This window comes from Bacteroides sp. AM16-24 (assembly GCF_003471885.1).
Lineage (GTDB): Bacteria > Bacteroidota > Bacteroidia > Bacteroidales > Bacteroidaceae > Bacteroides.
In genome coordinates, this window is record NZ_QRKI01000024.1 from 43953 (window position 1) to 58612 (window position 14660).

Sequence of the window (14660 nt, forward strand, 5' to 3'; positions counted from 1 at the left end):
ACTATTAAAAGGAGGAATATATGATTAAACAAGATTATCTGATACGAATGATCCAGGAAATCATTTCTTTAATTGTGAACGCCCTGCTCCAGAAGAAGAAATACCGCTGGAGTGAATGGACTGAATATGACGATCTGACCAGACAAATACTGGGTTTCCCTTCCGAAAATTTGCTGGGAATGAATATAGAGGAATTAATTGATCGGTACAAGGGCGACCCCAATGAAATGGGGAAGACGGAGCTTGCCGCTATGACCATGCTGAAGATATCCGACGATATGGGAACAGATGATCTTCTTCGAAAATCCAAACTTCGCCAGGATGGACTTGCACTGCTCAAGTATGTACAAAAAGAAAGCAATAGCTTCTCTATACAGCGGGTACAACTGATCGATATGTTGGAGACGTCGGAAGGATAATATAACCATTGAGTAACATTTATGCATTATTTTATAACTTCCAGATCCCCTTCCGTAAATCCAACAGTTATATGCTCCACCTGAAAGAGATTTATCTCCGCTAACTCAGCCTTCAGTTCTTTCAAGACTTCTACCAGCCCTTTCAATATATCCTCCCATGGGATTGCACTTGAAAGTTGCAATGTATCACAGTTTCTTAGTCTTGGATCAAAATCCTCTTCGCATGCCCAGTCATCATCTTCTGCATCATACTGTTTGGCACCCGTCAACTCAAGCGTATAGCAACTCTCACCATCCTCCTCAACAGCTTCCCAAAGATTGAAGTTCAATGCAACGATATCATCCGGGATAGTCTCATACTCATCAATGGACAAAAGCCAGTGTTTTACAATAGCTTTTACTTTCTGTTCATCAAATACTTCCATAGGAGTGCAGCAAGTCTGAAAATCCGGTTTGCTTTCATTATCTCTCGTTAAAGAGAATATTTTTTTAAAGATATTGCTCATTCTTAATCAGTTCAAAAGTGTATCTTCAATTATTTAATAATACCGCTGGCATTATTCCAATACCTACAAAGATAATGACAAATCACAAATAAATTATATCTTTGCAACCATATAAATAACTCTTTATTCAAAGAAAATGTTTCATTGTCAAACAGAATAATTTTAAAAAGTGCAAATGTAGCAAGAAGAATAGCAAAAGCCGTCCTCTCCCCCCCCCGCAAAACGGAATGAAGAAAAACGGCTTCTATATAAATAGCTTGTAAAGCTACGCTGATTACTAACTGAAAGGAAAATACTACAGACCAAAAGCAGCCTTCACTTTATCCACATAATCCAGTTTTTCCCAAGTGAAGAGCTCTACCTCTACATCCTTGTCACCTTCATAACGAGATTTGAAGTGCTTGGTGATTACTTGTGGTTCACGTCCCAAATGGCCGTAAGCTGCAGTTTCCTGATAAATCGGATTACGGAGCTTCAAACGATCTTCAATGGCTTTCGGACGAAGATCGAAAAGTTCATCAATCTTCTTTGCAATCTCACCATCACTCATCGCTACATGACCGCGTCCATAAGTATTAACGTAAATATTGATGGGACGTGCCACACCGATAGCATAAGATACCTGTACCAGCATCTCGTCGGCTACACCGGCAGCTACCAGATTCTTAGCAATGTGACGGGCAGCATAAGCAGCACTACGGTCTACCTTCGAGGGATCTTTACCTGAGAAAGCGCCACCACCATGAGCACCCTTGCCACCATATGTATCTACAATAATCTTACGCCCTGTCAGACCGGTATCTCCATGAGGTCCGCCGATAACAAACTTTCCGGTAGGATTGACGTGATAAGTGATATGATCATTAAACAATGCCAAAACTTTCTCTGCATGGATGGAAGCTATGACACGCGGCATCAGGATATTGATGACATCCCGACGAATTGTGGCAAGCATTTCTTCATCTGCTTTCAACTGGGCAGCCTCGCTGTCGTCAACCGGCTGGATGAAATCATCATGCTGAGTAGAAACTACAATCGTATCGATGCGTACGGGCGTGCCGTTATCATCGTATTCAATGGTTACCTGACTCTTAGAATCGGGACGGAGATAAGTCATTTCCTTACCTTCACGACGGATGTCGGCCAGCACTTGCAGAATGCGATGTGACAGGTCGAGAGAAAGAGGCATGTAATTTTCAGTCTCGTTAGTAGCATAACCAAACATCATACCCTGGTCGCCTGCACCCTGTTCCATAGGGTCCTGACGCTCTACGCCACGGTTAATGTCGGGACTTTGCTCATGAATAGCGGACAATACACCGCACGAGTTACTTTCGAACATATACTCGCCTTTTGTATAGCCGATTTTCTGAATTACTTCGCGCGCAATGAGTTGTAAGTCAACGTACGCTTTGGTTTTCACTTCTCCAGCCAGTACTACCTGTCCCGTAGTTACCAGAGTTTCGCAAGCTACTTTCGAACTGGGGTCATAAGCCAACAGTTTGTCAAGCACAGCGTCCGATATTTGATCGGCCACTTTGTCGGGGTGTCCTTCAGACACCGATTCGGATGTGAATAAATATCCCATTTCAAATTAAAAATTAGAAATTAAAAATTAGAAAATGAAGGCAGTAGAGATAAATGTGAGTAGAAGCATCAGCACAGAGCCGTCAGAAAAGGATGTTGTTTTAGCATTTTTTTCTGTGGTTGCAAGCTACTCAAATCTTTCCACATTCATTTTTCGGGTGCAAAGATAAAGGTTTTCTGTGAATATGGCATATAATCAATGAAGTATTAACGAAAATTTCTACGACTTTCTATTGCCTATTTTAATCAGAATCATTCCGATAGCTATCCACAGTAATTCGCGCAACCGAGTTATCAACCCTACATAAACACCCAGTACCGGAGATATGTGCAACCCGTCTACAGCCAGTGCCAGTCCACCTTCGCGCGCGCCCAGCTGCATCGGGAAGAAGAATATCAGATTGCTGAACAACGAAGAGAAAGCCAATATCAACACACAATCCCATCCACTCACTTCCGGGGTGAAGACGCGCAGAATGATGTATATTTCAAGGCTGGAGAATATGCGTGCCGAAAGCTCCAACAACAGCGAACTGTAGAAAGTAGTCTTATGTTGGCTATGCAACAAGGCTATCTGACTATCAATCTGCTCCAGAGTATCTCTTTGTTTCACAATGAAACGATGTGCCCACCGTTTGATAAACGGTACCTTCTGCAGAAACCGGAAAGTCTTCACCGTCATTCCATTCTTATATCCAAGGGCAAAGAAACAGATAGCCAGCAGACAGAATACTCCTATTGCAGTGAGTAAAATCGCCATAAAGGTATTCACAGGATACAGGAAGATATATAAGAATATGGAAAGAAACCAAAACCAGAAGTGAGAAAAGATATGCATCATCACGTACAGAATGACGGAAGAAGTAGCCTTACTTACACCCACATAGGGAGCCAGCTCCATAATCCGGTACGGTTCGCCTCCCATCAGCCCGCCGGGCGTGGCATAATTGATGGCAAAACCGGTGATCGACAGTTTGCAGACCGTCCAGAAAGGAACGCGATACTTACGGTCATCCCTGATTATCAGATACCATGAACATGTATTTATCAGATAGACAAAGAACCACAACAGCATGATCACAGGAAACCAAAAACCCACGCGCTTCAGATTCTCCCATATATCGGAATAATCCATATCCATCGTGCAAAGCATGAGAACGATAGCCAGCACGCCAAAAAGCAAGAACAAGTTGCGATATTTATTCTTCATACTGTTTTTATAACACAAGCATTCTATTCCTACAACACAAGTATTTCATTTTTGTAACACAAGTATTCTATTTCTGAGACACAAGTGTCCTATAAAGTTCCTGTATGGTTTTCCCCAATACAGGCTGCATCACATCAGGGGCAATTTCCGCCAATGGTTCCATCACAAAAGCACGTTCTTGCATCAACGGATGGGGAAGTTTCAATGTAGGGGTATCCAGAATAAGATCATCATACAACAACAAGTCGACATCTATCACACGGTCACTGTACACACCATTTACAGATTTATGAATACGTCCCATCTCCCGCTCAATGGACTGCGACTCAGAAAGTACCTCTAAGGGAGAAAGCGTGGTTTCTATACAGACAGCAGCATTCAGGAAAGCATTGTCCGAGGAGAACCCCCACGGGGCAGTAGCATAAAAAGCGGACAGGGAAATCACTTTCCCTATCCGCTTCTCAATATATTGCACGGCAAGACGGAGATTCTGCTCCTTATTGCCTAAGTTAGTCCCTAAACTGAAATAGACGTGCATTACTTATCCGTAATCAACATCGCATCGCCATACGTACCGAAGCGGTAACCTTCCTTCAGAGCCACATTATACGCCTCCATTACCTGATCGTATCCACCGAAAGCAGCAACAATCATCAACAAAGTAGAAAGCGGCATGTGGAAATTGGAAATCATCGCATTTGCCACTGTAAAGTCGTAAGGAGGGAAGATGAACTTGTTCGTCCAGCCTTCGTACGGTTTCAGATGTCCGTCTGTGCTTACGGTGCTCTCGATAGCACGCATCACGGTAGTACCCACGGCACAAACCTGTCTGTTCATATCCTTGGCACGGTTCACAATGCTGACGGCTTCTTCGTTCACAACCATTTGTTCAGAGTCCGTCTTATGCTTCGTGAGGTCTTCCACATCAATGTCGCGGAAATTACCCAAACCGGCATGAAGAGTAATATAAGCAAAATCGATACCCTTGATTTCCAAGCGCTTCATCAGTTCACGACTGAAGTGCAGACTGGCAGTAGGAGCCGTTACCGCACCTTCATTGCGAGCAAAGATAGACTGGAAACGTTCTGAATCATCCGGTTCTACAGGACGATTGATAATGCTATGCGGCAGTGGGGTTTCGCCCAGTGCGTACAAAGCTTTCTTGAATTCATCGTGCGGACCGTCATAAAGGAAACGGAGCGTACGACCGCGCGAAGTCGTATTGTCAATAACTTCAGCTACCATAGAATCGTCGTCACCGAAATACAGCTTATTGCCGATACGTATCTTACGGGCAGGATCTACCAATACATCCCACAAACGAAGTTCTTCGTTCAACTCGCGAAGAAGGAATACCTCGATACGGGCACCGGTCTTTTCCTTATTACCATACAGGCGGGCAGGGAATACTTTCGTATCATTGAAGATGAACACATCTTTGTCATCAAAGTAGTTCAGAACATCTTTGAATTCTTTGTGCTCAATCTCACCTGTCTTTCTGTGAAGCACCATAAGGCGCGATTCATCTCTATACTTTGTAGGGTGCAAAGCAATCTTCTCTTCCGGAAGCTTAAATTTAAATTGCGACAGTTTCATATCTATTCTTTCTTTAAGTTATTCTTCAATTTCTATCTCCTGAGCATCTATCCACTCCTTAAAATTCATCGGGTCGAGGCAATCTTCCAATCGGACATCACCTACGCGAGTACGTTCCAAAGCCGTAAGATGAGCACCACTATTCAGCGCTTCACCGATATCACGTGCCAAGGCACGGATATACGTACCTTTGCTGCACACCACGCGGACTTTAATCTCCGGCAAGTTACATTCCAGCAACTCTATCTCGTCAATCACCAACAACTTCGGCTTCAACTCTACCTCTTCACCTTTACGTGCCAGATCATAAGCACGTTTGCCATTCACCATACAGGCTGAAAAGGCGGGAGGCACTTGTTGTATCTCACCGATAAATGTCTTCAACGTCTCTTCCACCAACTCCCGCGTAATATGCTCCGTAGGGTAAGTGGCATCTATCTCGTGTTCCAGATCGTAGGAAGGAGTGGTGGCGCCCAACTGAATGGTGGCAACATATTCCTTCGTATGGTACTGAAACTCTTCAATTCGCTTCGTAGCCTTACCTGTACAGACAATCATCACCCCCGTAGCCAAAGGATCGAGTGTGCCGGCATGGCCTACTTTCAATTTCTTCACTTTCATCCGTCGGCAGATGTGGTAACGCACATGTCCCACAACCTTAAACGAAGTCCATCCCAACGGTTTATTGAAATAGAGTACTTCTCCTTCTTTAAACTTCATCTGCTATCCTTGCATTTGTGAAAGTACAAGGGTCACAATACCGGCAATCGCACAATAAACCGCGAAGTATATCAGTTTCCCCTTTTTCACAATATTAATCATCCACTTACAAGCCAAACAACCCGATACAAAAGCCGCAATGAAGCCTATCAACAATGACAAGGTTGAAATACTTCCAGCAATATCTTCGCCTTTCATCAACTTCATACCATCCAACAGGCCTTCACCCAATATGGGTGGCATCACCATCAGGAAAGAGAACTGAGCCAACTTTGCCTTATTATCACCCAGCAATAACCCTGTAGCAATTGTAGTTCCGGAACGTGAAAGTCCGGGAAGTACAGCACAAGCCTGAGCCAAACCGATAATGAATGCATCTTTCATAGAGATATTCTCTTTCTGTTTCGGCTTATAATAATAAGAGAAAGACAATAAAGCAGCCGTCAACAGCAACATACAGCCTACGATCAGTAAACCTGAACCAAAGACCGATTCCACCTCATCTTTAAAGAACACGCCTACAATACCGATAGGTACCATAGAAATCAAGATATTAATTACATAGCGCGTCTCTTCATTCATCTGCCACTTAAACAGCCCTTTGAAAATCCATTCTATCTCTTTCCACAGAACTACCAGCGTACTGAACACCGTAGCCACATGTACTACTACCGTAAATGCCAGATTTTCTTCTCCCTCAATACCAAATAATGCCGAACCGATAGCCAAATGTCCGCTACTACTTACCGGCAAATACTCTGTCAAACCTTGGATTATCCCAAGGATGAGCGCCTCAAACCATTCCATGTAGTTTATTTATGATTTATAATTTATGATAGAAGGCCATCCTCCCACACATAGCATTTCATTCTTTCATTACCCCATTATCCATTTGCTTGTCACGCGGCTTACGCAACACTGCATATATCATAAGTAAGAAGCCCGCAAGGCAAACCACCGGAGCAACTTTAATACGTCTTGCACTAAAAATATCCGGTTCAAAGTGCGTCGGTGTAGACACCGGACCGGTCATCAGGATAAAGCCGATAATCACTACCGCCATTGCAACTGCAAGCAGGATAAAGTTGGTTTTATCGAAAGCAAATTTCTGTTTACTCATCTCTTTATTTATGATTTAATTATTTACGGTTTAACTTCATTCAAAACGTCTCTTATTTTTCCATTTATGTATAGTTCCGATTGAAGCAACTATACTGTCCGGTATTATATATAATACAGTGTACTTGCCTTCATCCGCAGGAACTTATTAATGGACAGGTATGCACAGAACCACGTAATGCACACCCCGAACACAAGCACCGATACGGAAACCAGCATCATGACATTGGGCGTAATAACACTGATCAGATCCGGCTCATATACCACCAACCAGTAGGCAGCGCCCCACAAAATCCCATCGGCAATGACAGCAGCCAATACACCTATCCAAAAGTTACGCCACAGGAACGGACGGCGGATAAAACTCCAACTCGCCCCTACCAATTTCATTGTATGAATGAGAAAGCGCTTGGAATAGATTGTCAACCGGATGGTATTATTAATCAATGCAAAGGATATGAACGCCAATAATACCGCCAACCCCAGTAACATCAGGCTTATGTTGCGGATATTCTCATTGACCATGTTTATCAGATCTTCCTGGTAACGCACTTCCTGTACATTGGTATTCTTCTTTATCTGTTTCTCTATTTTAGCTATACTGTCGGTATTCGCATAATCAGAGTGCAACTTCACTTCGATAGATGCATGAAGCGGATTATAACCCAGAAAATCTTGCGGGTCTGTTCCCATTGCTTCAATTTGCTCGCGAAGCGCCTGCTTCTTCGAAATATACTCCGTAGACCGTACAAACACTTCCTTATCCAGCCTCTTTTGCAACTTCAGAATATCTGCCTCCTTCATATCATCACTAATGATAATAGAGAAATTGATATTCTCCTTCACATACACAGACAGATTATGGGCAGTCAGCACGAAAAACACCACCAACCCCAACAACAGCAATACCAACGTAGTACTGATACTGGAGGTAATGAACTGCATATCAAAATAGGATACGGAATTATTTTTGCTTTTCGTCTTCATACCTTCATTTCTTCCTTTATCACCTTCTTATCACTCTATCACTTTACCACCCTATCACCTTTTATCTTATCCCCCTACTTCTGTTTCTTTCTGAATACATAAATCATCGAACTGCTCCGTTCCTTGCTTCCCAATGCACTGAACCATGCCAGCGTACCACTAAGCATGCCCCGGAAGAAAGACAGAGAACGTCCCATATACTTTTCACTCAACATCGATACATAGAATGCATCAAATGGCATCGGATAGCGTGCAGCCAATATAAACTCATGCTTGGCACCCAACTTCTGAATGGTACCCGGCGTAAAATGCCACAAATGGCGCGGAACATCATAAGCAGCCCAATGTGCACCATACTTCTTAGCATCATAAGAAGAACAGTTAGGCACTGCAATAATCAGTACACCCTTTTCCGTCAGGAGTTCATTCAATGTATCCCACGTCTCATTCAAATGTTCCAAATGCTCCATAACGTGCCACAAAGTAATGACATCAAAGCTGCCGGGAGCAAAATCCTGCAATGCGGTATCAGGCTTTATATCCAGATTGAAGTGTTCCTTAGCAAATACGCGTGCCTGCGCATTCCTTTCCACTGCCTCCACCTGCCAGCCTCGCTTCTGCATAGCATCGGCAAAATATCCTGTTCCCGTACCGATATCCAGCAGACGTCCTTCCTTACGATGTGCTTCGCGAACCACCAAGCGCGCCTTACGGCCCAGCATATAGCTACGCACCCAGTGGTACACCCTGTTCATAAGGCCTTTTTTCGTATCGGAATGGGAAATGTAATCGGGAGTTTCATAATATCTGCCTATCTCGGCTTCCACAGGAAAATCCTGCGTAAAGAGAAAGCTACAATCCTGACAACGACACAGATAGAATGCTTCGCTGGAAGCATAATGGTCTATGCAAGTCATAGCACGCTCTATATGTGCACTACCGCATACCGGACAGACTTTTATGGTGAGTTTATTCATTGAACATTATGCAATAATGAAGTGCAGTCCGAATCAATCAGACCACACTATACCCGAATTTGGTGCAAAATAACAAATAAAAAGTGACGCTACGGGCTTTCTTTAAGGAGTTTTAATAAAAGAGAGGAATAAACGCTTGTTTTAAATGAAAAAAACATATATTTGCGGAAACAACAACACTCAATTCAAAACTATATGAAAAACGCTTTATTGACTTTACTATGCTATCTTTGCTGTCTCCAACTATTTGCCGACGAGCAAACAATTATTCCCAATCTAAAGTTTGGAAAACCTACCATGGAAGAGTTGACCATGACTACCTATGCGCCCGACTCTAATGCCACCGCCGTTATTCTATGTAAACTGACCAATGTCAGCTACAAATGGGGGCTTGAAAGCTTCCGCCTCGTTTCTGAGTATAAAGTAAAAATCAAAGTACTCAAACCGGAAGGTACATCTTACGCCAATGTTACGATTCCCTACTATGAATTGGCCAACAACACCATGAAAGAAAATATCATCGGTTTGGATGCCAGCGCTTATAATATGGAAAACGGGAAAATGGTACGTACCAAAATGAAAAAAGATATGGTATTCAAAGAGCGCCTTAACGAAAACCAGATGACTCTGAAATTCTCCATCCCGCAAGTAAAAGCAGGGACTTTGATAGAATATGAATACCGGTTAGAATCAGACTTCTTCTTCACCATCGACAGCTGGAAAGCACAAAGTGACATTCCTACTTTATATGCTGAATACGATATAATCATTCCCGAATATTTCAAGTTCAATACAGACATGCGCGGCATGGAGAGTCTGGAGACAAAAAGCGAATCCACTTCTCTCAGTCTCTCTATCGGGGGACAGTTCTTCCAATGCACCGGATCACACATGAATTTTCGGGGAACTCAACTACCCGCCTTGAAAGACGACAGTTACGTGTGGTGTGCAGATGACTACTGTACACAGGTAAATTTAGAACTACTGGGAATTGATTTTCCCGGCTCTCTCTATCAATCGTTCACAAAAAGCTGGGAACAAATTGATGAAGCATTGCTCAAAGACAATGAATTCGGTGGCAGACTGAAAATGAGCAATCCTCTTAAAGAAGAGATGAATGCACTACATCTTGAACAGATGAAAGGAACAGAAGAAAAGATATGTGCCATCTACACTCTACTCAAAAATAAGGTGAAATGGAATGAGAAATACAACTTATACGGTAAAGCCCCAAAGCAAATACTGAAAGAGGGTACAGGAAGCAATGCTGATTTAAACTTCATCCTCATCAGTATGTTGACAGATGCCGGAATACCTGCCTATCCGGTAGTAATGAGCCGGCGGAATATGGGCATACTCCCCCTGACCCACCCCAGCCTTCAGAAACTAAATACTTTCATCGTAGGTATTGCCCACACAGACACCACCTTGGTTTATCTGGACAGTTCAGTAGAAGACGGCTACCTCAATGTACTGCCTCCTCTACTTATGACCAACCGCGCCCGGGTCATCATTCCGGGTAACCACAGTCAATGGGTTAATCTGGAAGCTCTCGGAACAAACCAGTTGAGATCCGCCGTTATTGCCAGCATTTCTCCTGAAGGTACCATTTCTGGTACACGCGAAACACTTTATGCAGGTCAGTATGCTTCCCGCTTACGGAATAAGTTCCGCACGGCAAAGGACAGCACCGACTTTGTCAACAAGCTGGCTTCCGAAGAAAACATCCAGGTCAAGTCACTCCGGATAGAAGGAAGAAACGGCTTCTCACCACAAGTACGTGAAGTAATGGAATTCGAAAAACAATCTACAGTTAACGACCAGTTTATTTACGTCAATCCGCTTGTATTCCTGCATGTTTCCGAATCCCCTTTCAAACAATCAGAAAGAAAGCTCCCTGTAGAATTTCCTTATACGGACCATCTGTCACTGACCGCTAATCTGACTATCCCAGAGGGATATGTAGTAGATGAGAAGCCGGAAGGTCTAAGGGTGCAAACAGGTGATGAGAAAGTATTCTGCCGGTATACCATCACCCAGCAAAACAATCAGGTCACTCTCAGATACCTTTTCAGGTTGCAAAAGCTATTATTCCTGAATACCGATTATCCCGAACTGCAGCAATTATGGGAAATAATAGTAAAGAAGAATAATGAAATAATGGTTTTAAAGAAACTCTAATAGAGAGATTTATGAAAACAAACAAGTTCTTGATCGGATTTCTGTTACAAGCCACCGTTTGTTCCAGTGGTCTGCACGCCCAAACAGATTTACATGCCAATGCTTATTCCATCATACAGGATGCCGTAACGGATATTGTATGTACCTCTCCTACCGATGCCATTCAGAAAGAGAAACGCGTAATACAAATACTGGATGGAAAAGGGAAAGGGGATGCCTCTTTTGTCTGTATGTGCGACCGCTTTTCCTCTTTAAAGAAATTCTCCGGAGAAGTCCGCGATGCCTCCGGCAACGTCATCCGTAAGATAAAAAAGAGCGAGCTGAAAGTTACCGAATACTCGGATGAACTTGTTAGCGACGATTATTATTATTTCTTTGAATACACTCCATCGCGATACCCTATAACCATCACCTATGAATGGGAAATAAAGAACAGCGACGGTCTCATCGGCTATCCCAGTTTCCTACCACAAAAGAATTATAACCAGTCCGTCGCACAAGCAAGTTATCGCATTCTCACTCCGGCCGATAATCCCTGTCGTTACCGTACAATCAATATGCAGGCAGAGGTCAGCCAAAAGCAAACGACGGACGGAAACTGGCTGACGGAAGTTAAAGTTCAGTCCCTACCCGCCATTCAGAAAGAGCCTTACAGCCCTGCCCTCTCCGAACTATTGCCACGCATCTATTTCACTCCCCGGAATTTCTCCTTTGAAGGAACTAAAGGAAGTATGGATAACTGGCAAACATACGGTGCATGGCAATATCAGTTACTAAGCGGCAGAGATCAGATTCCCCCGGCACTAAAAGAAGAACTGCAAAGGCGGACAGCAAACTGCAATACCCCTTATGAGAAAATAGCCGCAGTATACCAGTATCTTGCATCCACTACACGTTATGTCAGCATACAGCTCGGTATCGGTGGCCTACAGCCCATTGCCGCTGCCGATGTACACCGTACCGGATTCGGTGATTGTAAAGGACTATCCAACTATATGCGTGCCATGCTTACAGAGTTAGGAATTCCATCTACCTATACTGTAATCAGTACTACAAACAGACGCCTGTTAGCCGATTTTGCCAGTGCCAACCAGAATAACCACGTCATCCTGCAAGTGCCGTTACCTAACGATACACTTTGGATCGAATGCACTAACCCTACTCTGCCCTTGGGTTATGTACATCACTCCATAGCCGGACATGATGCTTTACTTATCGGCCCTGATGGCGGAACACTTTACCGACTACCGACCTATGCCGATTCCTTGAGCACCCAAGTCAACGACGCTCTCATCTCCCTTCAACCGGATGGAAGCGCCAAAATCGAAGTAAAACAAAGTTCACGCCTGTTTCAATATGAAGATAAAGCAGATATCATAAACATAGAACCTGCCCGGCAGAAAGACTGGCTACGCTCAGACATCAGTCTTGTACAAGCTAAAGTAGATAATATTCGCTTCAAAGAGACCAAACAAAAAGAGCCTCAACTGGATATTCATTACACCATCGAAAGCAGCCAGTATGGAAATAAAACCGGAAAGCGTCTGTTCATCCCCGTCAACATATTCCATAAAGGCTTTTATAGCCCAAGCAATCAAGGTGAGCGTACTCAAGATATTCAAATCAATTACGGTTATCTTGATATAGACAGCCTCAACATCCGGTTACCGGAAGGATACGAAATAGAATCACTACCTAAAACTACAGATATGGAAACTAAATTCGGCAAATTTCATTCTTCCATCACCTTAGAAGAAGGTGGAAATATTCTTATTGTGCACCGGCTATTGTTCCATCAAGGAAATTATCCCAAAGAAGATAATACAGACTTCATGGATTTCCGCAAAAATGTCGCTACACAATATGCAGCGAAAATCATAGTGAAAAAGAGCGGGGAGTAATCAAATAGAAATCCTTCATAGCATATAGCATGTAACCAATAAAGAGTTATTGGTTACATGCTATATGTTTTAAACTCATGTTTCAAAAAGAATAAATATTTCGATTTATTTCTGATCACTGTTCGATAATGAGCGGACAGTTGTCCGATAATGAACAGGTTGCACTCTTAAATAACCACTGATTATCAACGCATTATCACTTTGGCACAGGAATTGACTTCTATTAAGCGAAAGCGGTCAGCAAAAAAATAAAGATTAACTGCCACTTTTCAGCAAGTAGTTCCGTCTAACAGATAAGAGCGAAAACCAAATAGAATTAGTAACAATTTAAAAATAAAGATTATGAAAACTACAAGTTTATTTAAAGCAGTCGCATTGGTAGCTATTATGATAGCAAGTGTTCTTAACTCCGAAGTGAAAGCTCAGGATGGTTTCATAACAAATCAGGTGATGAACGGCGAATTGGTAGCATCAAAAACTATCTTCAAAAAAGATGGCTCTTACCTCCAACGCCACATGCAGTACACCTTTTCATACGATGATCAGAACCGTTTGATCAGCAAAGAGGCTTCCAAATGGGATGGTGCAAAAGATGAATGGGTACCCTATTTCAAAATGACTTACCAGTACAGCGATAATGAAATAATAATGAACTATGGTCGCTGGAACGAATCTCACAAAGCTTTTGACGAAGCAATTCAGAAAAGTGTATACGAACTGAATGATGCAAATATGCCGACGGCTTACAAAGCCTACAAGCAAGATAATAAATCAGATTGGACTCTGGTTGACCACAAACAGATGGACTTCACAACTAATCTATTGGCAATTGCAAAATAAAAATACAGAAATTAAAGTTAACCATTAGTTAAAGAGCACGGATCGAGAGATTCGTGTTTTTTATAATAAGGTTCAGGAGATATCTATGGAGATACCCCGAACTTCACACATTGTATTCACCGGTTCCTCTTTATTACAAATTGACTTTTCCATTGTGGGAGGCATTATGATCTGTCTTTCCCTCTGAAAATAAATAGATTGCAGAAAATTACTTCTTGACAGGTAACGATTTAGAAACGAGCGAGGCTCTGTATTCTGCCATGTTTTGCATTACATCAAAAGAACGCTTCCTGCTTGCAAAGATACAATATTTTCATCGTGTGTGCAAGATATACGTGCTATTTTCACGGAAAAGCGGATATAAGGCTCGAAATATTTGTGGTTTTAAGAATGAGGATGTATCTTTGTACCCAAATTGAAGTATGCATGATAGAATCATTCACGATAAAGAATTATAGAAGTTACCGCGATTTCACAGAATTGTCATTTGTTGCGTCCAAAAAAGAAGGTAGTAAAACTAAGGATTTGCCTCCTATTTGGTATAAAGAAATAAATGGTAAGCGTATGGAAAATCCAGTGTAAGCTGCCCCCTAAAACCAAGCGATTCTGCCCCCTTG

14 protein-coding genes are annotated in these 14660 nt (G+C 42.6%); 4 read left to right on the top strand and 10 right to left on the bottom strand.

Annotated elements, in window-relative coordinates; translation table 11 throughout:
* Nucleotides 1-20 precede the first annotated feature (20 nt).
* Nucleotides 21-419, top strand: coding sequence for a hypothetical protein (locus DW182_RS20390; protein ID WP_118296636.1), 399 nt, complete (start codon nt 21-23; stop codon nt 417-419).
* A 26-nt stretch (nt 420-445) separates the two neighbouring features.
* On the opposite strand, the gene DW182_RS20395 is transcribed toward DW182_RS20390, so the two are convergent.
* From DW182_RS20395 to DW182_RS20440, 10 genes are all read right to left on the bottom strand, one after another.
* Nucleotides 446-925: a hypothetical protein gene (locus DW182_RS20395; protein WP_118296637.1), complete on the bottom strand. Its 480-nt coding sequence runs from the start codon at nt 923-925 to the stop codon at nt 446-448.
* Between the two features lie 295 nt (nt 926-1220).
* Nucleotides 1221-2513 (bottom strand): methionine adenosyltransferase, encoded by a 1293-nt coding sequence (gene metK / locus DW182_RS20400; protein ID WP_118296638.1) that lies wholly within the window; start codon nt 2511-2513, stop codon nt 1221-1223.
* 219 nt (nt 2514-2732) lie between these two features.
* Entirely contained in the window at nt 2733-3722 is a 990-nt protein-coding gene (locus DW182_RS20405; protein WP_118296639.1) for a lysylphosphatidylglycerol synthase transmembrane domain-containing protein, read from the bottom strand.
* A gap of 67 nt (nt 3723-3789) precedes the next feature.
* Entirely contained in the window at nt 3790-4260 is a 471-nt protein-coding gene (gene folK, locus DW182_RS20410) for a 2-amino-4-hydroxy-6-hydroxymethyldihydropteridine diphosphokinase (protein WP_118296640.1), read from the bottom strand.
* Nucleotides 4260-5318: a tRNA preQ1(34) S-adenosylmethionine ribosyltransferase-isomerase QueA gene (gene queA / locus DW182_RS20415; RefSeq protein ID WP_007661017.1), complete on the bottom strand. Its 1059-nt coding sequence runs from the start codon at nt 5316-5318 to the stop codon at nt 4260-4262. The genes folK and queA overlap by 1 nt, the downstream gene beginning before the upstream one ends.
* 18 nt (nt 5319-5336) lie before the next feature.
* Complete coding sequence (truB, locus tag DW182_RS20420; RefSeq protein WP_118296641.1) at nt 5337-6038, bottom strand: tRNA pseudouridine(55) synthase TruB; 702 nt, start codon at nt 6036-6038, stop codon at nt 5337-5339.
* Nucleotides 6039-6041: 3 nt separating this feature from the next.
* A complete protein-coding gene (locus DW182_RS20425) occupies nt 6042-6845 on the bottom strand; it encodes an undecaprenyl-diphosphate phosphatase (protein WP_118296642.1) in 804 nt (267 codons plus the stop codon).
* A gap of 58 nt (nt 6846-6903) precedes the next feature.
* Nucleotides 6904-7158, bottom strand: a complete 255-nt coding sequence (locus DW182_RS20430) for a DUF3098 domain-containing protein (protein ID WP_118296643.1) — start codon at nt 7156-7158, stop codon at nt 6904-6906.
* 104 nt (nt 7159-7262) lie between these two features.
* On the bottom strand, nt 7263-8144 hold the full coding sequence (locus DW182_RS20435; RefSeq protein ID WP_007661027.1) for an ABC transporter permease: 882 nt from the start codon (nt 8142-8144) through the stop codon (nt 7263-7265).
* Between the two features lie 74 nt (nt 8145-8218).
* Nucleotides 8219-9121, bottom strand: coding sequence for a bifunctional 2-polyprenyl-6-hydroxyphenol methylase/3-demethylubiquinol 3-O-methyltransferase UbiG (locus DW182_RS20440; protein ID WP_118296644.1), 903 nt, complete (start codon nt 9119-9121; stop codon nt 8219-8221).
* 195 nt (nt 9122-9316) lie between these two features.
* On the opposite strand from DW182_RS20440, the gene DW182_RS20445 reads away from it, so the two are divergent.
* The 3 genes from DW182_RS20445 (at nt 9317) to DW182_RS20455 (ending at nt 14043) form a co-directional block, all read left to right on the top strand.
* Entirely contained in the window at nt 9317-11302 is a 1986-nt protein-coding gene (locus tag DW182_RS20445) for a DUF3857 domain-containing protein (protein ID WP_007661031.1), read from the top strand.
* An 11-nt stretch (nt 11303-11313) separates the two neighbouring features.
* A complete protein-coding gene (locus tag DW182_RS20450) occupies nt 11314-13203 on the top strand; it encodes a DUF3857 domain-containing protein (RefSeq protein ID WP_117692695.1) in 1890 nt (629 codons plus the stop codon).
* Between the two features lie 342 nt (nt 13204-13545).
* Nucleotides 13546-14043, top strand: coding sequence for a DUF3836 domain-containing protein (locus tag DW182_RS20455; RefSeq protein ID WP_007661033.1), 498 nt, complete (start codon nt 13546-13548; stop codon nt 14041-14043).
* Nucleotides 14044-14660: the final 617 nt, after the last annotated feature.